Raw genomic sequence first — 24,522 nt, forward strand, 5'->3', positions numbered from 1 at the left:
GGCCACGGCGCGCTCCCGCGCGGGATCCGCAGCCCGCGCGGGAGCACCGGCTCGGCCGGCTGTTCACAGCCAGGCCGCATCCCACGGATCGCGCCACGTGGATTCGGGCACCTCGAACACCGCGGCCTCGCCACGGTCGGCGAGCACGTGCAGCAGCGACGCCGCCGGAACGGTCAGTCCCGCGATATGCCCTGGCAGCGTGAACACCATCCGCGCGCGGGCCCGCCGGCACTCGTGCACCAGATCGAGGAACGCCCCCGGCACGAGCGAGGCGATATCGGCGCGCTCGTGAAAGATGGCGGCCATATCGAATCCCATCCGCCGGGCAATGGCGATCAAGCGTTGATCACAGCGGGGAAGTTCGACGTCGACGAGCAGTTCGTCGCGCAGATAGCCGTAGGCCAGGGGAGACAACGCTGTCATGGTCCGTTCACCACCTTCGCTGGCCCGGATCAGCACGACAGATGTCGCGCTGCGCCGAGGCCGACCCCGATCGTCGCGGGTCTGTGATGAATGTAGGGCGTCCGGCCGCCGGTCAGCAGGGCCGTCGGCAGATGTTGTGACCGCTCCCAGCAGCGCGCCGCCCGCATTGTCGCCGGACGTGATCGGCGGAATTCCCCGGTGGTGTGCCAGGGCATGGATGCGTAGCCGGGTTCGAACGGGGTATGCGATATCCACATCAGCTATCGATGATTGGAGGCGTCATGACCGACGTCGACGGCAATGTTTCGACCGGCCAGGGCAGCCGGTTGCGGATTCCGCGCAGCCGCGGGGCCGTGGGTGGGCTGGTGGTGCTGCTGCTGGGCATCTGGGGCGCGCTCATCCCGTTCATCGGCCCGTACTTCGACTTCACCTACACACCCGACGATCCGTGGGTGTGGACGGCGGCACGGGGCTGGCTGCAGGTGCTGCCCGGTGTGGCGGCGATTGTCGGCGGCCTGCTCATGTTGATGAGCAGGAACCGCGTGGTGGCCAGCTTCGGTGGCTGGCTGTCGGTGGCGGCGGGGGTGTGGTTCGTGATCGGGCCGGTGCTGGCCGATCTGCTCCGGCTCGGTGATATCGGCGAGCCGGTCGCGACGTCGGACCTGAAGCGCGCGCTGCTGCAACTGACCTTCTTCTACGGTCTCGGTGCGCTCATCCTGTTCTTCGCCGCGACCTCACTGGGACGGCTGTCGGTGCGTAGCGCACGCGATATCGCCTTCGCCCGGCGTGAGGTGGCTGCCGACGCCGGTGCTCGTCGGATGGTCGATGAACCGGTGGTACCCGCCGACGCGCCCGAGGCGGGCACCCGCAAGCGGTGGCGCAAGCCTCATCTGCGGCACCGCCCCGTGTAGCACCCGTCGCTGACCCGGTTGTGCGCTGTTCTTTGGCGCACAACCGGTTCAGCGCAGCCGGACACAGTGCCGGTCGAGCCCGTCAGCCGGCGCGCCCGGACTCGCACCAGTGCGACGGCCGGACGAGGAGCGCGGTGAGCCGGGCGGTGCGGATCGGCAGCCCGCGCAGCCCGTCCTCACGGAGGCCGAGCACGGCGGCGAGCAGGGTGGTCCGGCGCGGCAGGGTCCGCATTGCGCGGCGCCCGCGCGAGATCGGCCACCGCGAACATCGACAGGTCCTCGGCGGTATCGCCCACCGCGAGGGCCACTTCAGTCGACGGCGGAGTCCGTGGAAGATTGTTCGATCAACTGACGGCGCAGTAGTTTTCCGGTGGCGTTGCGCGGCAATTCGGCGATGATGTCGACCTCACGCGGGACCTTGTGCCGGGCGAGATGGGCCTTCACGTAATCCTTGATCTCCTGCGGGTCGAGTGCCGCGCCGCCCGCGGGGACGACGAAGGCGCGCAGGCGTTGACCGAAGTCGCGATCGGCGACGCCGATGACCGCCGCCTCGGCGATATCGGAACGTTCGGTGAGTAGGTTCTCGACCTCCGACGGGTAGACGTTCTCGCCGCCGGAAATGATCATCTCGTCGTCGCGGCCGTCGATGAACAGCCGTCCGTCGGCGTCGAAATGCCCCACGTCGCCCGAGGAGAGCAGGCCGTCGACGATTTCCTTGTTCCGGCCGTCGGTGTAGCCGCTGAAGCTCAGCCCGCTGGAGACGAAGATGGTGCCGATCTCGCCCGGCCTGGTGACCCTGTCGCGGTTCTCGTCGTAGATCGCGACGCGACAGCCCACCGGCGGGTAGCCGACGGTCCCCGGCGCCACCCGCATATCGTGCGGGGTGGCGACGGCGGCGACCGCCACTTCGGTCGAGGCGTAGAGGTTGTAGAGCACGTCTCCGAACGCCTCGGCCGCGCGCCGGCTCAGGTCCGGCGACACTGCGGACCCGGCCGCGAAGATCACCCGCAGCGCGGAGGTGTCGTACCGGGCGAGGACGTCGGGGCCGAGGTCGAGGATCCGCTGCAGCATCGTCGGCACCAGCACCAAGGTGGCGGCATGGTGCTCGGCGACGGTGCGCAAGGTGCGTTCCGGATCGAACTTGCGCTGCTGGAAGACCACCGTATTGCCCAGTGCCCAGCCCAGCGTGAACTGCGACAGGCCGGTGCCGTGGAAGATCGGCGCGGCCATCACCATCGTGTTGTCGCGTGGCAGCGGCACCCGGTCCAGGAACTGTGCCGATTGCAGCGGCGACACCTTGTCGCGGGGAGCGCCTTTCGGTGTCCCGGTGGTGCCGCTGGTCAGGATGACCATGCCGCCGGGGCGCTTCGGTCTGCGCGGAGGTTCGGTGGCGCTCGCGGCGATGAGCGAGTCGATGGTGGCCACGCTGCCGTCGGCGGAAACGACCCAGGACAGATACCGACCCACATCGTCCGGCACCGCGGCGAGCGCACCGGAGAATTCCTCGTCGTGCACGATCGCCCGGATGCGCTCGCGCCGCACCACCTCGGCCAGTTGCGGTGCGGCGAAGCCGGTGTTCAACAGTACGATTCGGGCTCCGAGTTTGCCCGCGGCGAGCAGGGTGAGCACCATGCCGCGATGGTCGCGGCACAGTGCCGCGACCACGTCGCCGGGACCGATACCCTCGGCGCCGAGTCCATGGGCGAGCGCGTTCGACAAGGTGTCCAGCTCACCGAAGGTGAGCGGGCCGCGCTCGTCGATGATCGCGGTCCGGCCGGGATGACGGTGCAGGCCGTGGCCGAGAACGGTGACGAACGGGCCGAAGACCGCCGCATCGCGCAGCGTCCGGATGATCTCGGCCGGGCGGCGGGGATCGATCATGCCGCGCCTGGTGAGGACCGCCAGCGCCGATGCCGCATCGCTGACGGTGCGCAGGGCCGCGTTCGGTGTGCTTCGGTGTGCCATCGCCGGTCTCCAGTCGAATGCGTCGGGCTCGTATCTCCACGTTTACTTGGAGAATACGCATTAACTTACTGGCTCGGGCAAGCTTGCCGCGTTTTCTGTGCCGACTCGACCGAGCGGTGCGGGCGTCGCGCCGGAGTGACTGTTGAGGCCCTCGGCGTGGTTGGTAGTCCGGCGTCGGCTCGGTCGGGTGGCCGGGTGCACCGAGCGCTGTCGGATGCGTCGGTCCCGCCGGGTCGCGAGTTCGGCCGAGCTTCGAGAATCGGCATTAAGTTAACGAGGGTGTGGCGCAGGTGATAGAACTCTTCCAGCGAGACGAAGGGGACACTCATGGAGCCGACGGCACAGCAGCGCGCGGCGCTCGCTCTGATCTGCGATACCTTCGCACCGGGCGACGGGCAGGACCTACCGTCCGCGAGCGAACTCGGCGCGATCGACACCGTCATGCGGATGCTCGAACGCAACCCGCGCGACGCCGAGAAGAAGCAGCTGATGACGCTGCTGACGCTGTGGGATTCCCGGTTGTTCGGTGTGCTCACCGGCAGCGGCCCGCGACGGTTTTCGGCCCTCACACCGCGGCAGCGCGAGCAGACGCTGCTGCGGCTCGGCGACTCCCGATTCGCGGCGAAACGGACGCTGTTCCAGGCCCTGAAATCGGCGGCCCTGCTCTCCTACAACGTGACTCCCGGTGCCACCGGGGAGAACCCGCTGTGGAAGCAGATGGGCTACCCGGCGCCACCCGGCCCCCACCCGGCCGCCACCGGCCCCGCGCTCGAGCCGCTGCGTCCCACCGAGCCGACGACCCTCGACTGTGACGTGGTCGTTGTCGGTTCCGGCGCGGGCGGCGGCACGGCTGCCGCGGTCCTGGCCGGGGCCGGCCTCGATGTCGTGGTACTCGAACGCGGCGAGTACTACGACGACCAGGACTTCGGCAGCGGCGAAATGGACGGCCTGCTGCGGTTGTACGCTCCCGGCCCGCAGGCCACCAGCGAAGGCCAGCTCACCCTCGCCCAGGGCAGCTGCCTGGGCGGCGGCACCGTCGTCAACTGGAGCACCGCCCTGCCCACCCCCGATGATGTGCGCGCGGAATGGGCGGATCTCGGCGTCCCCCAATTCACCACCACCGAATACGACGACGCCCTGGCCGCGGTGCAGCAGCGGCTCGGCGTGAACCGCGACCGCTCTCCGCTGTCGGCCCGCGACGCCGTCCTCGAACGCGGTGCCACCGCCCTCGGCTGGGACATCGACACCCTGCCGCGCAACGTCTCCGACGCCTGCGACGCCGGTGCCGACTGCGGCAGCTGCGGCTACGGCTGCCGGCTCGGCGCCAAGCAATCGGTCACCAAGACCTGGCTCCAGGATGCCGCCAGCCGCGGCGCCCGCGTGGTCGTCGACGCGAACGTGCGTCGGATCGAGGTGAAAAATGGGCGAGCCGAGGGTGTTACGGCGCAGACCGGCAGCGGCGTCGCGATCGAGGTGCGAGCCCGTGCGGTGGTGGTCGCGGCCGGCGCGATCCAGACCCCGGCGCTGCTGCGGCGATCCGGCCTGCGCGACGACACCATCGGCCGATACCTGCGGCTGCATCCGGCCGCTGCCGTGTACGGGGTCTTCGACGAGCAGATCCGGCCGTGGGAGGGCGGATTGCAGGCCCGGATCTGCCGGCACCACCACAACCTGGACGGACGCGGCTACGGCGTCATCTACGAAACCGGGCCGGTGCAGCCGGGGCTCGCGGTCGGGTTCATGAACTGGCGTGGCGCCGAGGCGCACCGGGCGAGGATGCTCGAGCTCGCCAACACCGGCGTCGTCGGCGTCATCACTCGCGACCGCGACCACGGCAGCGTCAGCATCGACCGCAGCGGCGAAGCGGTGGTCTCGTATCGGCTGTCGGATTACGACCGCGCTCACCTGCGCACCGGAATCGGCGGTGCGGCACAGATTCTCGAAGCGGCGGGCGCGCGGCGCATCTTCTCCGGGCATCAGGCCGGTGTCGAGTACGAGCCGGGGGTGCGCGGTTCGCACGCCGAGTTCGTCGCCGCCGGTGACGCGGCGGGCTACGGTCCCGGCCAGTGCGCGATGGCGGCATTGCACATCATGGGCTCGGCCCGGATGGGTGGTTCCCGCGCGCTCTCGGCCACCGATCCGGACGGCGCGACCTGGGAGGTGCCGAATATCGTCGTCGCCGATGCCTCCTGCTTCCCGACCTCCTCGGGGGTCAATCCGATGGTGACCATCGAGGCCATCGCCCACATGAACGCCACCCGCCTGGCCGCTCGACTGCGCTGAACGCATCTGTCGCCCGGGCGAGTCCCTGCCCCGCGGCAGGAGCGCGAAAGTGGCTGCGGTGGTGAGCTATCCGCCGGCTACCGCCGGAATGATCATCACTTCGCTGCCGGACTTCAAGGGGGTATCGATGCCATCGAGGGTGCGGCACTCGTCGCCGTCGACGTAGAAATTCACGTACCGGCGCAACCGCCCGCTCTCATCGCGCAGCCGGCGCTCCAGCGCGGGGAACCGCTCGCGCACATCGTCGAGCAGGGTACGCAGCGACGCCGCGTCGACCTCGAGTTCCCGCTCGCCACCCGCGTACGGACGCAGCACCGATGGCAGCCGGACGGTCGCCATACCGCTATCCGATCACCGCGGCGCGCACGCACAGCACGTCGGGCAGTTTGTCGGCCACGAGCTGCCAGTGGTCGCCCTCGTCGGGGCTGCAATAGACCTCGCCGTTGCGGGTGCCGATATAGATGCCGGTCGGGTCGGCGTCGTCGGCGCACATGGCGTCACGCATGACCGCCGCCCAGAACGGCACCTGCGGCAGGCCGTCGGTCTGCGCGGACCAGGTGTCGCCGCCGTCCTCGCTGCGGTAGACCGCGCAGCGCGCGTCCGGCGGGAAACGGAACCGTTCCATCTCCGCGTCCAGCGGGAAGGTGTAGATCACGCCGGCCCGGCGCGGATGCGCGACGATCGGGAAACCGAAATTGGACGGCGGCAGCCCGGCGTCGATGCGCTGCCAGCTGATGCCGTCGTCGACGCTGCGGAACACGCCGCCGTGATTCTGTAGATACAGCGTGCTCGGGGTTTCGGCGTCGCGAGCGACCTTGTGCACGCATTGGCCCCACTCCGGCACCTCGTCCGGCATGAAGTCGGCGGCCACACCCTTGTTCGTCGGTGTCCACGACGCGCCGCCGTCATCGCTCTGGTAGACGCCGCCGGTGGAGATGGCGACGGCGAGCCGCCGGGTGTCGGATGGATGCGCGAGCACCGTGTGCAGTGCGAGACCGCCGCCGCCGGGCTGCCACTGCGGCCGATGCGGATGCTCCCACAAGCCCCGGACCAGCTCGAATGTCCGTCCGCCGTCGGTGGATCGGAACAACGCCGCCGGTTCCACTCCCGCGTACACCACGTCCGGTTCCGCGGCGGTGGCCGGTGCGATCTGCCACACCCCTTCCAGTGCTGCTCCGGTGTCCTCCGGGAACGCCAGCGGTGCGTCGTCCGGCTCGGTCCAGGTCTCGCCGAGATCGTCGCTCGAGACCATGGTCGGCCCGAAATGGCTGTTCAGCACGCCGGTGATCAGGCGCGGGCGCCGGCCACGGGTGTCGATGGCCAGCGCCTTCACGTCGGCGACCGGGAACTGCGGGGTGCTCACCTCCCAGCTCGACCGGCCGTCGGTACTGCGCGCCAGGAACAGGCCCTTGCGCGTTCCGATTCCGAGCATCACGTCCATAGCCGACCTCCAAGGGTCACCGCCACGCCGACGGGTGTGAGCGTACTCCCGGGCGCGCCGGAACCAGTCCGAAACGGATCGAGGCGACACCCGCGACCGCACCGGCGCGTCCGACGTGACATTTCCGCGATGGTTTCGTAATCTAGCCGTGATCTGTTCCCGAGAGTAGGCGGTGGTCGAGTTTCATGCCCGGTCAACATCGCAAACCGGCCGCAACCCGAAAACTCGCGCCCCTGGCCGTCTGCGGCGTCGCGGCCACGGTTATCGGCATCGTGTCGGTGGAGATGGGATCGACGCAGGCCGCGCAGCCCGCGCCCGTCGCCGATGCCCGGCCGGAGCCCGCCAGGAATCCGGCAACGGCGGCCGCGCCCACCCTGCCTGCCCCCGCTCCGGTCCATCAGGTGGCCGCCGCCGATCCGGCGCTGATGGCCAAGTCGGCGAGTCAGCACACACCGTGCCCATCGGTGCTCGCCGGCGCACTACCGCACGTGGCGCAAGTGGGCAATCTGATCGGTAAGACCTTCGCCGTCGCCGACATCGGCGGAGCGATCGGCCGCGGTAACGACGACCATGGCGCCGGCCTGGCGCTGGACTTCATGACCTCCGATCGAGCACACGGTGACGCGATCGCGAACTTCGTGCTCGCGAACAAGGAGCGCTTCGGCGTCACCTACGTGATCTGGCAGCAACGCTACAACGACGGCAGCGGCTGGTCGTTCATGGAAGACCGCGGCAGCGCCACCGCCAACCACTACGACCACGTGCACGTGTCCTTCGCACCCTCCGCGGATGTGAACCTGATCTGCTGATCCCGCGGGCTGCGGGAACGCCTGTTACTGCTCGGCGGACCGGGGTAGTCCCGGTAACGGTGCAGCGTCGCGCCGACCCATACCGGATATTCCGAAAGGGACGAGACCCGCATGAGCAACACCGCAACTCTTCTGGCGCAGCTTCGCGCTGTCCTCGACTTGACCAACACCGAAATCCAGATCGCCGAAACCCGGCTCGCGCAGGCCCGCACCGAGGCGGTGCATCGCGAACTGTCCGAGAACGCCGACAATGCCCGCGCCCGCGCCGAGGCCATCGAGGCCGCCGTGCGCGAACTCGGTGGTGTGCCACCGCTGATCGGCCCGTTCCTCGGCCGCGCGGGCGCCGCGATCAAGGCGATGGTCGAACAGGCTCAGCCGTTCGAGGAAGCGCTGCTCGGTGATCTGACCCTCGAACACCAGCTGCTCGACCGGGCCCGCTACATCAAGGCCCTCGCCACCGCCGACAAACTCCCCGACATCGTGTCGCTGGCCGACCGGCTGATCACCGCCCATTCGGCGACCGTCGACTGGCTCACCACCGTGCTGGCCGAGGACGCCCTCGGCGGCCCCGCCGCGCTGCGCCGCACCCCGCTCCAGGCGGCCGCGGGCACCGCGGTCAAACTGGTCAACCTGCCGGTCACCTGGTCGGCCCGCAGCCTGGACCGCGTGGTGGACACCGTCCGCGCGACTCCGCCCGCGCTCGGCGATCTGCTCGCGCAGGGCGCGCACGCCGGTGACGTCGCCGTCAAGACGCTCACCGCCTCGCGGGACGCGGCGCTGGAAACCGCCGAGCGGGTGGTCCGGCGTGAAGGTGCCGAGTCGGCCGCCGATGCCGTGCACTCACTGCGTGCCGTCACCGGAACCCTCGAACCGGAGGAGCTGCCGATCGCGGACTACGACGAGCTGAACGTCGGCGAGGCGGTGGCCGCGATCAAGGAGCTGACCGATCCGGCCGATGTGCGCGCGGTCGTGGCCTATGAGGAGGCGAACAAGAACCGCCAGGGTGTGGTCTCGGCCGCCCAGACCCGGCTGGCCGGGATCGCGCAGGAGGTCACCGGCATCACCTGAGCGGCGGCGTTCCGGAAGAACACCGCCCGATCAGGTGTTTTCCTTCACAGACGGTGAGGTCGAACCGAGGCGATCGGCGCGATGTTCGGGTTGTACGACTCCGGTTACATACTGGCCCGGCTGATCTTCGAGCGACTGCTCGGGCTGGTGTACCTGGTCGCCTTCCTATCGACGCTGGCCCAGTTCCGGGCGCTGTGCGGCGACCATGGATTGCTTCCGGCGCGCCGGTATCTGCGGGCGGCGGGCTTCCGGCGCGCGCCCAGCCTGTTCCAGCTGCACTACTCCGATCGGATGGCGGTGGCGCTGGCCGGGCTGGGCGTCGCGTTGTCCGCGGCGGTGGTGGCCGGTGTGCTCGATGTCGTCGCGCTGCCGGTGGCCATGGCGATCTGGGCGACCCTGTGGGTGCTGTATCTATCCTTCGTGCACGCCGGGCGGGTGTTCTACGGCTTCGTGTGGGAGATGCTGCTGCTGGAAGTCGGGTTCCTGGCGATCTTCCTGGGAAACGCCGGCACCGCGCCGCCGATCCTGGTGGTGTTGCTGCTGCGCTGGGTGCTGGTGCGGCTCGAGGTCGGCGCGGGCCTGATCAAGATCCGCAATGATCCGGCCTGGCGTAACCGCACCGCCCTGTACTACCACCACGAGACCCAGCCGCTGCCGAACCGGTTCAGCTGGTACTTCCACCATCTGCCCAAGCCGATGCATCGCCTGGAAGTGGTGGGAAACCATGTCGCGCAGCTGATCGTGCCGTTCGGGCTGCTGTGCCCGCAGCCGATCGCGTCGGTGTCGGCGGTGATCATCATCGTGACCCAGCTGTGGCTGATGGTCAGCGGCAATTTCGCGTGGCTGAATCTGCTGACGATCGCCCTGGCCACCCTCGCCCTCGATGGTCGGTTGCTGAACGCGATCCTGCCGGTCGAGCCGGCCCCGGCCGCGGATGGGCCGGTCTGGTTCACCGTCCTCGTGACGGTGGTCGCCGTGGTGATGGTGGCCGCGAGCTGGGCGCCCGTGCGCAATATGGCCTCGCGCGACCAGGTGATGAACGCCGCGTTCAACCGCTTCTACCTCGGCAACACCTACGGCCTGTTCGGCCACATCACCCGCACCCGGTTCGAGATCGTGATCGAAGGCACCGATGACGACCCCGACGCCGATCCCACCTGGAAGCCCTACGAGTTCAAAGGCAAACCCGGCACCCCGACCCGGCGCCCGCGCCAGGTGGCGCCGTATCACCTGCGGCTGGATTGGATGATGTGGTTCGCGGCGATGTCGAACCGCTACGCCGAAACCTGGTTCCTGAACCTGATGGTCCACCTGCTGCACGGCGATCCGGCGACGCTGCGGCTCCTCGGCGCCAATCCGTTCCCGCGGCGACCGCCGAAGTACGTGCGCGCCCTGCTGTACGTCTACCGGTTCACTTCCTTCGCGGAACGGCGCCGCACCGGGGCATGGTGGTCGCGCGAGCTGATCGACGAGTACATGCCGCCGGCCGCCCTGCTCAGCACCCGCCAGGCCGCAGCGGACGCGCGCGCCTCCGCCGAGGGCGAGCAGGAGTCCGGCCGGACCGCCGGAAGCCGCGACTCCAGTCGTGACAAGCGGCCGCGCCCACCCCGCTGCTGATCGGCATCGCCGCTAATGGCCGGTCGATGCCCCGGTATCGACGACCAGCGCGACCAGCATCGCCGTGGCGGCCAGCAGGCTGAGCCCGATCAGGATCACCGGTGCGGTACCGAGGGCGGCGAGGACGGTGAGGCAAGCGAGAAAGGTGAGGATGTAGTGGTGCGCGTGCTGTGGTGCCATCGGATTCCTTCCGGCCGGGATCGGTGCGGACGGTGCGGTGACCGCGTGTACGGGCGAACCTGCACAGCTTCGGGACCGCTGCGGGTGTGCGTGGTGGTGAAAACGACGGGCTGTCCGGCGGACAGGGTCTTGTAGCCGGTGGTCTCGATCGCGGAGAAATCGACGAAGACCGCCTCGGTGCCGTCATCGGGGGAGAGGAACCCGAATCCCTTCTCCGCGTTGAACCAGGCCACAGTGCCGTGCCGCCACAGATAACCTATGCCATCCGACATAGATTTCTTATAGCACTCGGGTCAGCGGAGTTTCAAGTCGGTGCGGCGCCCGCGACATCCGACATGTGCTGCGGCAGGGGCGTTATCGTTGCGGCGGGGCCGGACGCTGCGAGCGGGCAGGAGGCGTGATGTCGCACGAAGAGGTCGACGAGGCGTTCGATGCGCTCATCGCCGCCGCGGACAGTCCGATGTGGGTGGTCACCACCGTCGCCGACGGTCGAAGGGCCGGCTGTCTGGTCGGCTTCGCCGGCCAAGTCGGCATCACGCCGCGCCGGTTTCTGGTGGCGGTGTCGAAGAACAATCACACCTACCGGATCGCCCGCCGCGCGGGATATCTCGCCGTGCATCTGCTCACCGGCGACCAGTTCGATCTGGCGCGTCTGTTCGGGTCGACGACGGGAGATTCCACCGACAAGTTCGCGCGGTGCGCGTGGTCCGGCGGCCCGCACGGCTTGCCGATCCTCGACGGGGCGGCCGGCTGGTTCGCCGGGCGGGTCATCGCCCGCAGCGATTTCGGCGATCATGTCGGTCATCTGCTCGAGCCGATGACCGCGACGGCGCCGCCGCCCACCGCGACCTCGTCGGCGCTGCACCTTCGGGCAGTGGCCGATCTGACGCCGGGCCATGAAGCCTGACGACGTGTCGCGACGAGCGGCGGCGCGTTCGAGAACCGTTGCCTGCTAGGCGGGTTCGGTCGCCGAGATTTCCGCCTTCGCCGGTGCCGTCTCCTGCTCGGCCCGGATCTCGGCGCCCGATTCCGCTTGCGGCACCGTGAAAGTGGCCGCGACGGCAGCAACGGCGATCACGAAACAGCCGATCGTGTACCAGAGATTGCCGATCGGGTCGCCGTCGGCCGTCACGCCGTCCACGGCGCCGAAGAAGTCGGGCAACGCCGACGCCCACAGCAACGCCATCACAGCCAGATACACCAGGGCGTACCCCTGCACGAATCGATTGCGGTACCCGTATGCCCGCGTGGTGCCCGCGCGCAACGCCGCCCACTGCCGGTAGATGAGCACCGCCGCCACCACCGAGAGCACGACGAGCTCTGCGGCGTAGACGAATCCGCGCACGGAGTCGCTGCCGATCCCGATGATCGTGGCGGGCAGCGGCAGGACGAACGTGCCGACCGAGGCCAGCAGGCCGATCACCACGGTGCGCCACACCAGTTGTGGTCCGGTGAACGTCGTGCCCGCGTCGACGTGGCGGCCCACGAAGTACTGCACACACAAGGCCAGCGACATCGGCCACAGCGCGGCGAACACCACCACGCTCGGCAGCGGCACCGCATCGAAGAACGGCTGGTTGATGGGGTTGTCCAGCGACCACTCCCACCAGCGCAGCTGCGGACCGATGTGGTCGAAGATCTCGTAGAACGCGTGATGCACGAAACCGACGCACGCCGCACCGAGCAGCACGCCGTGGCGGCGGAAGATCCCGAGCATCCGCACGATTTCGAAGGCCACCGTCGCCATGAACGGATAGATCGCGATGATGTAGAGCGGCAGCCTGCCCCAGAGGAATTCCACGGTGAACAGGTTGTGCGCGAACATCGTGTCCACATGCTCGTCGATGCCGAACGCGCCGGGGAAATACAGTGGCGGTTCGATCACGAACAGGTAGGCGGTGGCGCCGAACCAGAGCACCAGGTTGGTCGGGTCACCGTGTTTGCGCAGCCGCATGATCGCGTAGAGCAGCGCGAGCACCGAGCCGAGGACGATGGTGACCTCGAGCGCGAGCAGCGTCCAGTTCTCCAGCCCGGCCGGATTGCGGAACTCGACCAGCCCGCCGGTCTCCGCGCAGGAAAAGCCCATGCGCTCGGCGAGATCGGCGAAGGTCGGGGTACACAGATCGCTCATGAGTTCACCGCCGAGGCGACGGAGGTGTTCTGGTCCGCGGTGTACCAGCGGGTGCAGTCGTAGCCGGCGTCATAGCGGGCGAACCACCGATCGGCCAGTTCGGGCAGGTTCTCGTGGGTCGGGTCGTGCTTGGGCATCTGGCTGCGGAACACACCGGCCAGTGCGGTGAGCTGTTCCTTGCGTGGGAGCCCGTCGAACGCGCGCGGCATCGGGCCCTTGGTCAGGTAGGGGGCGAAGGCGGTCAGCACCTTCTGCTTGGCGCGGTGGCGGGCGAACATCGCCATGGCATCGACCTGGCGGTCGGCGAGCGGCACATGCTGATTGAAGCCCATGCAGGCGATCCGGATCACCTTCATCACGTGCGCGAAGATCGACGGCGCCATCCGCATCCGGTAGAGCTCGTCGCCGACCACGGCGTTGAACAGGATCAGCGCGGAACTGCGGTGCTCGACCTCCTCGACGAAGTGCCAGATGAACAGCGAGGCCACCCGGTCGTCACCGGGGCGGAACAGGGTGTCCTCGTTGTCGAGCATCAGCTTGAACACCGGCGTGAAGGTGGCCTCCAGGTCGGCGGTGTAGGCGAGCCGGTAGTTCTGTGAGGTGGCCTCGGTGAGTAGATCGAACTCGCCGATCACCGCGTCGAGGGTGTTCTGCAGCCCGGGATATTTCTTGATCAGCGCCTTGACGTGCTGACGGTGCGCGGTCGAGTGATGGCCTTCCTGGCGCATGAAGGCGGTGGCTTCCGCGGCCACCTCCGGGTCGGTGAATACCGGCTTGAGCTGCATGATCAGCTTCACGATCATCTTCTCGAAGCCGACGGCCAGGAACGAGACCGCGTTCGACATGCTCGACCAGGCCGGGTTCTGCGGGTTCCACAGGAACGGGACATCCGCGTCCTCGAATCCGAAATCCATCTTTCGGGGCTGCACATTCGTCACAGGGAGTACCTCGCGTCGGGGATGGGGCGGTCGCTGCGCGGAGCAGCGCTCTGCACGTAACCATACAACCAAGCATCCGCTTGTATGATTACTTTGTGAAGATCGCCGGACCCGGACATGGCGGTGGTAATGTCCGCTCGGTGGCGCGCAGACGCGGATGGGGCGGGAGTCCGCCGAAAGACGACGAGGAAGCGCACCGGCGCATCGTCGCCACCGCGGTGGAGTTGATCGGCCGCACCGGTGCGGCGGTCAGCATCGCCGATGTCGCCGACGCCCTCGGAGTCATCCGCCAGACCGTCTACCGCTATTTCCCCAGCGCCGAATCGCTGCTGACGGCAGCCGCCATCGCCTCGGTCGACGGATTCCTCGACCGGCTGGCCGCCCACGTCGCCGGCCTGGACGATCCGGCCGAGGCGATGACCGAAGCCGCCCTGTTCACCCTGGCCGACGTGCGCCGCACCCCGCACCTGGCCATCGTGCTGACGAGCTCGTACTCGACCATCGACCCCGACAGCATGACCTCGGTACAGGCCAAGTCGTTCGGTATGACGATGATCCACCGCTTCGACGTCGACTGGGCCCGCCACGGCTACGACGAACCCGCCCTGGAAGAACTGGTCGAATTCGTCCTCCGCACCATGCACTCGTTCCTGGTGTCCCCGGGCAACCCGCCGCGCACCGAGCACGAATTGCGCGCCTACCTGCGGCGCTGGATGGGCGCCTCGATCTCCGCGCAACGTGAGTTCGCCGCCGGCGCCGGTGCGCTCGGCCGGTAGCGCCGCCGGGACCGAGCGCGGGCCGCGGCGCTGCCGGCGCGCTGCCTAGACTGCGTGGGTTGACACAGAGCTCGATCGACAAGGAGAACCCGCCGATGACATCTCCCACCGCGCGCGCACAGATCGGGGTCACCGGCCTCGCGGTCATGGGCAGCAATATCGCCCGGAACTTCGCGCGGCACGGCTACACCGTCGCCCTGCACAATCGCAGTATCGCCAAGGTCGACACCCTGCTGGCCGAGCACGGCGGTGATGGTGATTTCGTGCGCACGGAGTCGATCGAGGAGCTGATCGCGGCGTTGGAGAAGCCGCGCCGGGTGCTGATCATGGTGAAGGCCGGTGAGGCCACCGACGCCGTCATCGAGGAACTGGCCGCGGCCATGGAGCCCGGCGACATCATCATCGACGGCGGCAATGCCCTCTACACCGACACCATCCGGCGCGAGGCGTCGCTGCGCGAGCGCGGGCTCAACTTCGTCGGCGCGGGCATCTCCGGTGGTGAGGAAGGCGCGCTCAACGGGCCGTCGATCATGCCGGGCGGGCCCGCCGAGTCCTACGAATCGCTCGGGCCGCTGCTGGAATCGGTGGCCGCGAAGGTCGACGGCGTCCCGTGCTGCACCCACATCGGCCCGGACGGTTCAGGGCATTTCGTGAAGATGGTGCACAACGGCATCGAGTACGCCGATATGCAGCTCATCGGCGAGGCGTACCACCTGTTCCGCGAGGCGCTCGGCTTCGATGCCAAGCAGATCGCCGATGTGTTCACCCAGTGGAACTCCGGTGATCTGGAGAGCTACCTGGTGGAGATCACCGCGGAGGTGCTGAACCAGGTGGACGCCAAGACGGGGAAGCCGCTGGTCGACGTCATCGTGGACGCCGCCGAGCAGAAGGGCACCGGCCGCTGGACGGTGAAGTCCGCCCTCGATCTGGGCATTCCCGTCACCGGTATCGCGGAGGCCGTCTTCGCCCGCGCGCTGTCCGGTTCGCGTGCCCAGCGTGCCGCCGCCAAGGGCCTGGCCTCGGGCACGCTCGCCGACAAGCCCACCGATGTGGAGACCTTCACCGAGGACATCCGCCGCGCGCTCTACGCCTCCAAGGTCGTCGCCTACGCACAGGGTTTCGATCAGATCGCGGCGGGCAGCGCCGAGTACGGCTGGGGTCTGAAGCCGGGCGATCTGGCCACCATCTGGCGCGGCGGCTGCATCATCCGGGCCCGGTTCCTGAACCGGATCAAGGAGGCCTACGACGAGAACCCGAACTTGGAGAGCCTGATCCTGGCCCCCTACTTCCGTGAGGCCATCGAGACCGCGATCGACAGCTGGCGCCGAGTGGTCGCCACCGCGACCCTGCTCGGCATCCCGGTGCCGGCGTTCGCATCGTCGCTGTCCTACTACGACGCCCTGCGCGCCGAACGCCTGCCCGCCGCCCTCACCCAGGGCCAGCGCGATTTCTTCGGTGCGCACACCTATGAGCGCATCGATGCCGAGGGCAAGTTCCACACGCTGTGGAGCGGGGATCGCAGCGAGATCCAGACCAGCTGAGGGCGGGGAGGCCGGAGCGGCGGCACGTCCGCTCCGACCTCCTGTCCGGCTCAGACGCGTTCGATGCGCGCCAAAGTCCTTGCGCTGCCGTCGACTTCGAGTTGGACGTGCAGTCCGTCCCGGCTCTGCCAGGAGCGGATCAGCACCTCGTCGCCGGCCATGACGGGCCCGGCGTGTTCGAGGATCACCCGGTACGGCGGGGCCGGGGCGTCGGGGTAGCGGGCGAGGGCCTCTTCGACCGCCTCCCAGTGCACCGCGTTGTTGACGTGGCCGTAGCGATCCACATCGGTCACCCGCAGCGGGAACGGCCGCCCCTCGCCGTCCGCGCCGGTGTGTTCGGCGAGCGCGGGCCGCCAGCGCAGCCGGTGCTGATCGGTGGCGGCGAGCATCGGCGCCATGAAGCGGTCGGTCATCCGGGCCGGGCGCCCGGCCTCGATATCGACGTGGATGAGGAACATCTCGGTCTCGATCAGCCCGCCGTTCTCGCTACGGACCTGGATTCGCATATTGCACCACCGGTTCGACAGCGCCGAGGGCCAGCGCCGCAGATGCACCCGGTCACCGAATTCGATGGGTGCCAGCACATCGATGACGGTGCGGCGCACGATCCAACCCGGATGCAGATCGCCGTCGTCGACCACCTGGAGGTGGTCGTAGCCGATGTCCTGGAGGTACCGCGCGACCGCGTCGAGCCGTAGCCGCTCCTCGCCGTCGGTGTCGCCGAGGCGCACCGGCCAATGCTCGTGGAAGGCCCGGTTCTCGTCCGGGCACGGTGTCAGGGGGAACGCGATCTGGGCCAGCCGGTCGGCAGTGGCAGTGCTCATGCGGCTCCTTTCGCAGGTCGCGGGCCAGCGTAGCGCCGGCGACCCTTGCGTGCACGCGCGGCGAGGGGGACCGTGTTGGTGTGGTCGCTGATGTCGAGCGAGGCCGAACCGCATTCCGCGCCGCCGCGTGGGACGAGGCGTACGCGGTGCTGGGCCGGGCGGCCGACACCGGCGAGCTCGACGCCGCGGATCAGGAGATCCTCGCCGAATGCGCCCACCTGCTCGGGCACACCGAGCAGAGCGTCGACCTGCGCGGTGGGCTGTACGCGCAGTACGTGCATGATGGCGCGCACCGCGAGGCCGCACTGTGTGCCTATCGCATCCACCTCGTGCTGAGTTTGCACGGCGATATCGCCGCGGCCATGGGGTGGCTGGCCCGCGCGCAGCGCCTGCTCGCCGCCGAACCCGAATGCGCGGCGCACGGCTATGTGTGCCTGGCCGAGGCCGAGGCGAATTACTTCGCCGGCAATCTCGACCTTTCGCTGGAACTCGGGCGCCGCGTCACCGCGCTCGGCGAACGTTACGGCGATCGCGATCTGGTCGATTACGGTCTGCACCAGCAGGGACGGGCCCGGGCTGCCCTCGGCGATATCGCGTCCGCTGTGGCTCTGCTCGATGAAGCGATGCTCGCCGTGGTCTCCGGTGAGGTGCGCAGTCCGCTGCTCAGTGCGGGCATCTATTGCAGCTCGATCAGTGTCTGCGAGGCGATCTCCGATATCGCCAGGGCGCAGGCGTGGACGTCGGCGTTCGAGCAGTGGGCGGGTTCGCGCCCGGTCGGCACGCCGATGTCGGGATCGTGCCGGATGCACCGAGCGGTGATCCTGTGGCTGCACGGGTCGTGGATCGAGGCCGAACGCGAGGCCCGGCTGGCCTGCCGGGAGCAGAACGGCACCGTCGCGATGGACGCGGGCCGCGCCTGGTACCAGGTCGGTGAGATCCGGCGACTTGTCGGCGATCTCGCGGGCGCCGAAGAGGCGTTCGCGCACGCCGGCCGGTACGGCAGCGAAGTCCAGCCCGGGATGGCCTTGCTGCGCGCCGCGCAGGGACGCTCCGGCGCCGCGGCGGCGGGGCTGGCGAGAGCCTTGGCCGAACGGCCCGCCGATCGCCTCGCCCGCGCGAAACTGTTGCCTGCCCTGGCCGAACTATCGCTGGCCGCGGGGGAGTACGCGCGGGCGCAGCAGGTGGTGGCCGAGCTGGAGGCGCTGGCCGATCTCGGTCCGGCGGTGCGGGCCTGCGCCGCCTACGCGCGCGGTGCGCTGCACCTGGCCGAAGACGATCCGGCCGCGGCGCTCCCGGCGCTACGGACCGCGGCGCGGATCTGGTCGGACCTCGACATGCCCTACGAACTCGCGCGCACCCGCCGACTGATCGGCGCGGCCTGCCACTCGGCAGGTGACGAGGAGGCCGCGGGCGTGGAATGGGACACCTGCGGGTCGATGTTCGCTCGGCTGGGTGCGGTGCCCGACGTCGAGGCCACCGAGGCGATGCGCGCGGATCGAGGACCGTCGTCGTTGCCCGCGGGCCTGACCGCACGTGAGGTCGAGGTGCTGCGCCTGGTGTCCGGCGGGATGACCAATCACGCCATCGCGGAGTCGCTTTCCCTGAGCGATAAGACGATCGCCCGCCATCTCGGCAATATCTTCACCAAGATCGGAGTCTCTTCCCGCGCCGCCGCGACGGCCTACGCCTACCGGCACGATCTCGCCTAACGCCAGTCGTCGATCACATAGGCCTCGGGATGGCTGTAGCCGCGATCGCCGGGACGGTGCATGGCGATGCCCTGCAGGTAGGTGCGGTAACCGCGCGCGATCATGGTGCTGTAGGCGTGCGTGCGCGCCAGGTTCGTGCCCGCTTCCATCACCCCGGCTCCGCGTTCGGCGGCGAGGTCCTCGCAGGCGTCGAGGAGTTGTTCGAAACGTTCGCCCGCGCCCGGCCCCGGGCTGACGGCGCCGAACTTCACCAGGCAGACGTCCTCGCCGGCTTCGGTGCCTGCGCCGAGGTGGCAGACCGCCATCCCGGTCACCGAGCGGCCGTCCATGATCAGCACGGTGTCGCCGTGGGTGCGGCTACGAGTCATTTCGCCCGACAGATCCAACCCCTCGTACACCGAGTCGGTCAGGGTGCGGCACATCGAGAGCACCGTCGGCTCCTCGGCTCCGGACAATTCGGAGTAGGCCATCCACCCCGGTGCCGGCTGGGTGCGCTGCACGGGTTTGCGCATGATCGCGGTGAGATAGCGCGGCCAGAAGCCGAATTTGCGGTAGAGCTCGACGTGTTTGGGGCTCTGCGCGAAGGTGAACAACCCCTGGAGGGTGGTGCCCCAGGCGGCGAAGCGCTCCATCACCGGCTCCATCAGCAGCGACCCGAGGCCGCGATCCCAGAATTCGGGGTGGATCGTCAATGGACCGACGACCCCGACGCTGCCCCAGCGGATGCCGAAATTGGAGCCGGCCAATCGGCCGTCCACGACGGCGGCGAAGGCGGCGCTCGGATCGACTGTCCACCGGGTGCGCACCAGGTCGGCGCTCTGGGCGAACGTCATCGGATCGGGGAGTCCGATGAAGGTGCCGAAGGCAAGGCGGAAGATCGAATCCGCTTCCGCCAGGTCTGATTCCCTCAGTGTCCGGTAGGCGGTCCCCGAGGCGTACCGGTTCGTTGTCGCAGTGCTCATATCCGAACGGTAGGGCCGGGGCCGGGGCTGCCGCATCGGGTGAACGGCCCATTCGGCCGGTGCTCGGCAATGAGGTGAAGTACCCACAGTCGTCCGGTGGACGGCGATCCCGATCTTCGGGAGGCGATGCGTGGTGAAACGCGAGGCCGGGGGAGTATGGAAGGGGAACGGGGTGTCCGCGCGTCGACGGCGCGCCGGAGACGGTGGAACGATCGGTCGAGGAGGCCGGGCATGCGCGGAATCAATCATGCTGTGCTGTACGTGTCGGATCTGGAGCGCAGTCTCGCCTTCTACGAGGGCGTCCTCGGTTTCGAACGGCTGCCCACCGGATTCCCGGGCGGCGCGTTCCTCCGGCACGCCGGTTCGGCCAACGATCACGACCTCGGTCTGTTCCAGGCGCGCAACGCCGCGGCCGCACCGCCCGGTTCGGTCGGGCTGTACCACGTGGCGTGGGAGGTCGACACCTTGGCCGAGCTCGCCGCCATGCGGACGAAGCTGGCCGGGGCGCGTGCGCTCACCGGTTCCGGCGATCATGGTTCGACCAAGGCGCTCTATGGCCGCGACCCGGACGGCATCGAGTTCGAGGTGTGCTGGTTGGTGCCCGATGCGCGGGTCGAGGAGGCGTTGCGTCCCGGTGCCTCGTTGACGGGGCCGCTGGATATCGACGCCGAGATCGAGCGTTACGGCGCGGATACCGAGGGTGGTCCGCGCACCGATCCGTCGGTGTGGGCCCGGATCGCGGAACGTGATGCCGCGCAACGGGGTTCGTGAACAGCCCCGGGCCGGCAGAATGCGCCGAGGCCGGGCGACGCAGCGGTGCGGCCGCCGTCAGAACAGCCGCAGATTCCCGAGGTAGATCTTGTCGCCGACCGCTACCGCGGTCTGCTCACTGGTGATGTCCCAGACCTGCCCTTCGCTGTCCCACACCTGAAGTCTGTTGCCCGCGCGGGACGATTCGGTGACGATGGCGACTCGGCTGCCGTCGGTGCCGAGCAGCGTGCCGTCGTCGGACATGGCGCCGGTGATCACATACTCACCGGTGTAGGCGTCCACCACCCGGCTCGACCCGTAGGTCGCCAGCAGCGTTCCGACTCCGCGCAGCGGCAGATGTTCGGGCCGATCGTCGCCACTGTAGGACTGCTGCTCCCAGAGCACGATCCCATTGCGCGGACTGATGCCGGCGTAGGTGGTCGTGGAGCCATTGGTCTTGATGGCCGTCGGCACCGAGGTCTCCACCGGGCCCCGCTGGGTGTAGTACGGGTGTTGGCTCGGGCGCCAGCCCGCGGGCAGGTCGGCGGTTTTGGTGCCGTTGCGGTCGTAGATCCCGCGTGCATCGCCGTCGCCGAGGACGAAGCCGTCGATGAAGACGTTCCACGTGTCGTCGAACTGTTCGGCGCTCTCGCGTCGCAGGATCTCCGCGCCGTCGTCGAGGCGGATCACCCGGAACTCCCACTTCGACAACGGGTTCGACGGATCGGGCGCGGAGGTGACCATGGCCAGCCGGGCCAGTCCGAACACGTCGATGGCATGGCGTGGCTGCCCGGACGGTGTGGTCGCGGCGATATCGGTGCCACTCAGCGGCGCGAGCTCGCGGCCGTCCAGCCCGACGACGCGCAGCAGCGGTGACAGTGGGTCGTCGGGGCGGTCGACGAAGACGAACCGGTCACCGACGGCGGTGAGGCTGTACACGTCGCCGGTGGCGGGCACGGTCGCGATGATCCGGCTCGCCGCGATATCGACCACCAGGACGGTGTCCGTGGGGCCGGACAGGTCGCAGGCCACGGCCGCGTGGTTCGGGCTCACGACACAGCCGACCAGGTGAGATTCGGTGTCGTCCAGGAGGATGGGCGCGGTGCCGTCGACGAGCCTGCCGGTCTTCGCGTCGACGATGTCGAGGTAGTCGACCCAGTCCGCCTCCGGCGATCGGACTGTGCGGGTGAACAGCACGATCTCGGAATCGCCGCCGACCGCCGACACCCTCAGCGTGCTCGAGCCCGGCGGCCCGGGAATCTCCTGCAGCGTCCACACCGGTTCATCCGGGCGCTTGTCGAGTGCCGGCAGGATCGGTGTCACCGGGCGCCGGGGCAGCTGCGCGGCTTCCTCGGCGCCGGCATCGTGCAGATACCCCCGAATGCCCACGACAGCGCCGATGGTCGCGATGACCGCGACGACCAGCCCGGCGATCACCAGCGGAATCCGGTGCGGTCGCGCCGATCGTGACCCCGCACCGACCGAGCCGGGCGGTCGGTGCGGTACGGCAGGAGTGGGCCCGGCGGCCGGTGGCCGGGCAGGTGGGGCCGGGGCGAACGCACCACCGGCCGGGTTGGCCACCGTCGGCGCGTAACGGTCGCTCGCCGTGCCGGGGATGGCATGCTGCGGCGCAGACCCTGCCAGCGCCTGTCCGAGGGCGGCCGCGAACTCCCGGCTGGTCGCGAAACGATGCTCAGGACTCTTCGCCATCGCCCGCGCGATCACCGCGTCGACCTGCGGCGCGAGGTCGGGCCGCCGCTCACGCACGCTCGGTACCGGCTGTTGCGCGTGCGCCATGATCACCGCGACCGGGCTGGTCCCGGTGAACGGCTGCGTACCGGTGAGCAGATGGAAGGCGGTGGCGGCCAGCGCGTACTGGTCCGATCGTGGTCCGACCGGCAGGCCCTGCATCTGTTCGGGCGCGGCGTAGGCGATGGTGCCGATCGTCATTCCGGTTCCGGTGAGGTCGGAACTCTCCGGACCCATGCGAGCGATGCCGAAATCGGTGAGCAGGTAGTGGCCGGTCCTGGCGAGCAGGATGTTCGCGGGCTTGACATCCCGGTGGACGAGTCCGCGCGCACCCGCGTAGTCGAGTGCGTCGGCGACCTCCGCGATCGCCCGCGCCACCTCGGTGGCCGGCAGCCCGCCCGGCGCGTTCGCCAGCAGCGCCGAGACGTCGACGCCGTCGATCAGCGCGAGTGAGATCCACAATCGCCCGTCGAACTCCCCGCGGTCGTGCACGCTCACGATGCCGGGATGCGAGAGCGAGGCGGCCAGGTCGGCCTCGCGCTCGAATCGCCGCCGATACTGTTCGTCCCGGGTGAACTGCGCCGCGAGCACCTTGATCGCATCCGACCGCGGCAACCGCGGATGCCTGGCGACATACACCTCGCCCATGCCGCCCACCCCGAGTAAGCGTTCGATGGTGTATCCCGCGAACACCGACCCCGGCTCCAAAGCCCCCACCGCTGGTTACCTCCGCTATGCGATCCGTGAAACGATCACACCGTATACCGGGGGAGTCGTCGGCTGCCGCGCTTGCCGCATATCCCGGTGCGCGTCAGTGCGTGTCCGGTCGGGGAATTCGCACACCCGCGGCGCGAAGCTTGGCTTCCACCAGCGCGAGCGCCCGTGCCGTGGCCGATCCTTGTTCCTCGCCGTGGTGGGCGATCAGCTGGTATCGGGTCGCGGCCTCGGTGCCTGCTTGCAGGCCGGTCACGATGTTGAGATGGGCAGGGTTGGCCAAGTAGTGCTCGGCCATCGCGGTGGCGAGCTCGTCGATGCGGGGGTCGTCGGGTTCCCAGTCCGCGGCGTGGGCGGCGCGTTGGATCAGCGCGACGTAGCCGGGATCGTCGAGCGCCTGTTCGACATCGGTGAGGTACGCCTCGAAGCCTCCGGGGACCAACGCCTTGGCCAGTACCCAGCCCTCCCGGGTGGCGGCCACCTCGCCGGCCGGAAAGCCCAGGTCGGACATGCGTTCCAGCAGCGCGACGGCGCGGTCGCCCAGTAGCGCCCGGTCGCCGTCGGCGAAGCGGCGCAGCGTGGCGCGCCGCGCGATCAACTCCTCGATCCGTGCGGTGAGCTTCGCCTCCACGTCGGCGAGCGCGGCGGCGAAGGATGGCGCGTCGGCGGCGAGCATGGGCCCGATGTCGGCCAGCGGCACCCCGGCCGCGGCCAGCGTCCGCACCCGCACCAGCCGTAACAACTCGGCCGATCCGTATCGCCGGAATCCGGAGCTGTCGCGTTGCGGCTCGGCGACCAAGCCGAGCTTGTGATAGTGGCGCACCGTCTTCACGGTGACGCCGACGAAGGCCGCCGCCTGCCCGATCGTGACTCCGTTTCGCATGGTCTCAGCCTCCCGCATCAGGTGAGGCCGAGCGCGAAGGCGGCCGTGCCGGACGTCGCGACGAGCGAGGTGACGCCGACGTGCATCCCGATCGACAGCCGAATGTCCTTGTGCCGCCATGCCAGCCAGTACCCGGGGAAAGTGAAGATCACCCGCGAGAGGAACACCCACGGTGACCAGAAGTGGTACATCGCGAACAACACCGTGTTGCACACCGGCGCCCAACCGCCGAGATGGGCGATACGGGGCAGCAGGAAACCGCGGAAATACAACTCCTCGATGAGGGGCAGGGCGATTCCGGTGAGCGGCAGGCAGATCGCCATCGTGGTGAGCAGCGTCGAGTACGAATAGCCGTCCAGGTCGAGGTAGGTGTTGTTGCCGCTGCCACCGGTATTCGCGTACGGCAGCCAGGTGAACAAGCGCTTGCAGGCATTGTTCAGCGGTGCCAGCGCGAGCCCGAGCACCATCATCCAGGCGATGAGTGCGATGACCATCGGCACCAGTTTCGCGCGCGGGACGGGTCTGCCGGTGTACTGCAGCACGCCGCGCAATGAGACGCGGCCGTTGCGCCGGCGGCCCAGCCACAGCAACCCGGCCAGGACCGGAATCAGGACCAGGCACAACGCGATCGCCCATCCCAGAAATGCCGGAAAACCGATGGCCGCGACGAACGGTTCCGCGACCAGCAGATAGAGGGCGACGATCAGGACGCCGGGGGCGAGATGCAAAGTCACCGACAGCGGCAGGCAGTGGCGGTCGCCCAGTAGCCGCTCGACCAGCCCGCCCGCCCGTGTGTCTGCCGAGGTGTGCATGACGAGAACTCCTCCATGTAGGTGGCCGCACCGAGC

General features: G+C 69.0%; 23 protein-coding genes and 1 pseudogene. 10 read left to right on the forward strand and 14 right to left on the reverse strand.

What is annotated here, in order from left to right:
• Positions 1-63 precede the first annotated feature (63 nt).
• Complete coding sequence (locus tag GV790_RS05220) at positions 64-423, reverse strand: hypothetical protein (protein ID WP_163811009.1); 360 nt, start codon at positions 421-423, stop codon at positions 64-66.
• 281 nt (positions 424-704) lie between these two features.
• Here GV790_RS05220 and GV790_RS05225 point away from each other — a divergent pair, with 281 nt between their 5' ends.
• On the forward strand, positions 705-1,334 hold the full coding sequence (locus GV790_RS05225) for a hypothetical protein (RefSeq protein ID WP_163811011.1): 630 nt from the start codon (positions 705-707) through the stop codon (positions 1,332-1,334).
• Between the two features lie 82 nt (positions 1,335-1,416).
• Here the strand turns inward: GV790_RS05225 and GV790_RS05230 are convergent, their stop codons facing one another.
• Both GV790_RS05230 and GV790_RS05235 read right to left on the reverse strand, forming a co-directional pair.
• On the reverse strand, positions 1,417-1,566 hold the full coding sequence (locus tag GV790_RS05230) for a hypothetical protein (protein ID WP_163811013.1): 150 nt from the start codon (positions 1,564-1,566) through the stop codon (positions 1,417-1,419).
• 77 nt (positions 1,567-1,643) lie between these two features.
• Positions 1,644-3,299, reverse strand: a complete 1,656-nt coding sequence (locus GV790_RS05235; RefSeq protein WP_163811015.1) for an acyl-CoA synthetase — start codon at positions 3,297-3,299, stop codon at positions 1,644-1,646.
• Positions 3,300-3,626: 327 nt separating this feature from the next.
• Between GV790_RS05235 and GV790_RS05240 the strand changes: the two genes are divergently transcribed.
• Entirely contained in the window at positions 3,627-5,582 is a 1,956-nt protein-coding gene (locus GV790_RS05240) for a GMC family oxidoreductase N-terminal domain-containing protein (protein WP_163811017.1), read from the forward strand.
• Positions 5,583-5,648: 66 nt separating this feature from the next.
• On the opposite strand, the gene GV790_RS05245 is transcribed toward GV790_RS05240, so the two are convergent.
• Entirely contained in the window at positions 5,649-5,921 is a 273-nt protein-coding gene (locus GV790_RS05245) for a MoaD/ThiS family protein (protein WP_163811019.1), read from the reverse strand.
• Between the two features lie 4 nt (positions 5,922-5,925).
• On the reverse strand, positions 5,926-7,023 hold the full coding sequence (locus GV790_RS05250) for a WD40/YVTN/BNR-like repeat-containing protein (RefSeq protein ID WP_163811020.1): 1,098 nt from the start codon (positions 7,021-7,023) through the stop codon (positions 5,926-5,928).
• Positions 7,024-7,208: 185 nt separating this feature from the next.
• Between GV790_RS05250 and GV790_RS05255 the strand changes: the two genes are divergently transcribed.
• The 3 genes from GV790_RS05255 (at position 7,209) to GV790_RS05265 (ending at position 10,517) form a co-directional block, all read left to right on the forward strand.
• On the forward strand, positions 7,209-7,832 hold the full coding sequence (locus tag GV790_RS05255) for a hypothetical protein (RefSeq protein WP_163811023.1): 624 nt from the start codon (positions 7,209-7,211) through the stop codon (positions 7,830-7,832).
• A gap of 111 nt (positions 7,833-7,943) precedes the next feature.
• The gene (locus GV790_RS05260) at positions 7,944-8,900 is read left to right on the forward strand and encodes a ferritin-like domain-containing protein (RefSeq protein WP_163811025.1); all 957 of its coding nucleotides are present in this window, start codon (positions 7,944-7,946) and stop codon (positions 8,898-8,900) included.
• Positions 8,901-8,981: 81 nt separating this feature from the next.
• On the forward strand, positions 8,982-10,517 hold the full coding sequence (locus tag GV790_RS05265) for a lipase maturation factor family protein (RefSeq protein WP_163811027.1): 1,536 nt from the start codon (positions 8,982-8,984) through the stop codon (positions 10,515-10,517).
• A gap of 12 nt (positions 10,518-10,529) precedes the next feature.
• On the opposite strand, the gene GV790_RS31845 is transcribed toward GV790_RS05265, so the two are convergent.
• Complete coding sequence (locus tag GV790_RS31845; RefSeq protein WP_228806660.1) at positions 10,530-10,697, reverse strand: hypothetical protein; 168 nt, start codon at positions 10,695-10,697, stop codon at positions 10,530-10,532.
• A gap of 65 nt (positions 10,698-10,762) precedes the next feature.
• A pseudogene (locus GV790_RS31850) lies at positions 10,763-10,969 on the reverse strand (cold-shock protein); the annotation flags it as partial.
• Positions 10,970-11,097: 128 nt separating this feature from the next.
• On the opposite strand from GV790_RS31850, the gene GV790_RS05275 reads away from it, so the two are divergent.
• A complete protein-coding gene (locus GV790_RS05275) occupies positions 11,098-11,604 on the forward strand; it encodes a flavin reductase family protein (RefSeq protein ID WP_163811032.1) in 507 nt (168 codons plus the stop codon).
• A gap of 45 nt (positions 11,605-11,649) precedes the next feature.
• Here GV790_RS05275 and GV790_RS05280 read toward each other — a convergent pair whose 3' ends face one another.
• A complete protein-coding gene (locus tag GV790_RS05280) occupies positions 11,650-12,828 on the reverse strand; it encodes a hypothetical protein (RefSeq protein WP_163811035.1) in 1,179 nt (392 codons plus the stop codon).
• The gene (locus GV790_RS05285) at positions 12,825-13,766 is read right to left on the reverse strand and encodes a metal-dependent hydrolase (protein ID WP_163811037.1); all 942 of its coding nucleotides are present in this window, start codon (positions 13,764-13,766) and stop codon (positions 12,825-12,827) included. Before GV790_RS05285 ends, GV790_RS05280 begins: the two co-directional genes overlap by 4 nt.
• A 140-nt stretch (positions 13,767-13,906) precedes the next feature.
• On the opposite strand from GV790_RS05285, the gene GV790_RS05290 reads away from it, so the two are divergent.
• Complete coding sequence (locus GV790_RS05290) at positions 13,907-14,542, forward strand: TetR/AcrR family transcriptional regulator (protein ID WP_163811153.1); 636 nt, start codon at positions 13,907-13,909, stop codon at positions 14,540-14,542.
• A gap of 95 nt (positions 14,543-14,637) precedes the next feature.
• Complete coding sequence (gene gndA / locus GV790_RS05295; RefSeq protein WP_163811038.1) at positions 14,638-16,083, forward strand: NADP-dependent phosphogluconate dehydrogenase; 1,446 nt, start codon at positions 14,638-14,640, stop codon at positions 16,081-16,083.
• Positions 16,084-16,133: 50 nt separating this feature from the next.
• Here the strand turns inward: gndA and GV790_RS05300 are convergent, their stop codons facing one another.
• Positions 16,134-16,907, reverse strand: a complete 774-nt coding sequence (locus tag GV790_RS05300; protein ID WP_163811040.1) for an acyl-[acyl-carrier-protein] thioesterase — start codon at positions 16,905-16,907, stop codon at positions 16,134-16,136.
• An 80-nt stretch (positions 16,908-16,987) separates the two neighbouring features.
• Here GV790_RS05300 and GV790_RS31730 point away from each other — a divergent pair, with 80 nt between their 5' ends.
• The gene (locus tag GV790_RS31730) at positions 16,988-18,616 is read left to right on the forward strand and encodes a LuxR family transcriptional regulator (protein ID WP_163811042.1); all 1,629 of its coding nucleotides are present in this window, start codon (positions 16,988-16,990) and stop codon (positions 18,614-18,616) included.
• On the opposite strand, the gene GV790_RS05310 is transcribed toward GV790_RS31730, so the two are convergent.
• On the reverse strand, positions 18,613-19,578 hold the full coding sequence (locus tag GV790_RS05310; protein ID WP_163811044.1) for a GNAT family N-acetyltransferase: 966 nt from the start codon (positions 19,576-19,578) through the stop codon (positions 18,613-18,615). The two genes, GV790_RS31730 and GV790_RS05310, sit on opposite strands and share 4 nt — an antisense overlap.
• Positions 19,579-19,809: 231 nt before the next feature.
• On the opposite strand from GV790_RS05310, the gene GV790_RS05315 reads away from it, so the two are divergent.
• On the forward strand, positions 19,810-20,349 hold the full coding sequence (locus GV790_RS05315) for a VOC family protein (protein ID WP_163811046.1): 540 nt from the start codon (positions 19,810-19,812) through the stop codon (positions 20,347-20,349).
• 57 nt (positions 20,350-20,406) lie between these two features.
• On the opposite strand, the gene GV790_RS05320 is transcribed toward GV790_RS05315, so the two are convergent.
• The 3 genes from GV790_RS05320 to GV790_RS05330 all read right to left on the reverse strand — a co-directional run bounded on the left by GV790_RS05320 (position 20,407) and on the right by GV790_RS05330 (position 24,486).
• Positions 20,407-22,794 (reverse strand): serine/threonine-protein kinase, encoded by a 2,388-nt coding sequence (locus GV790_RS05320; RefSeq protein ID WP_163811048.1) that lies wholly within the window; start codon positions 22,792-22,794, stop codon positions 20,407-20,409.
• A gap of 94 nt (positions 22,795-22,888) precedes the next feature.
• Positions 22,889-23,674, reverse strand: a complete 786-nt coding sequence (locus tag GV790_RS05325) for a MerR family transcriptional regulator (RefSeq protein WP_163811050.1) — start codon at positions 23,672-23,674, stop codon at positions 22,889-22,891.
• 17 nt (positions 23,675-23,691) lie between these two features.
• On the reverse strand, positions 23,692-24,486 hold the full coding sequence (locus GV790_RS05330) for a CPBP family intramembrane glutamic endopeptidase (protein WP_163811052.1): 795 nt from the start codon (positions 24,484-24,486) through the stop codon (positions 23,692-23,694).
• Between the last annotated feature and the right edge of the window lie 36 nt (positions 24,487-24,522).

The organism is Nocardia cyriacigeorgica (assembly GCF_010858045.1).
Lineage (GTDB): Bacteria > Actinomycetota > Actinomycetes > Mycobacteriales > Mycobacteriaceae > Nocardia > Nocardia cyriacigeorgica_E.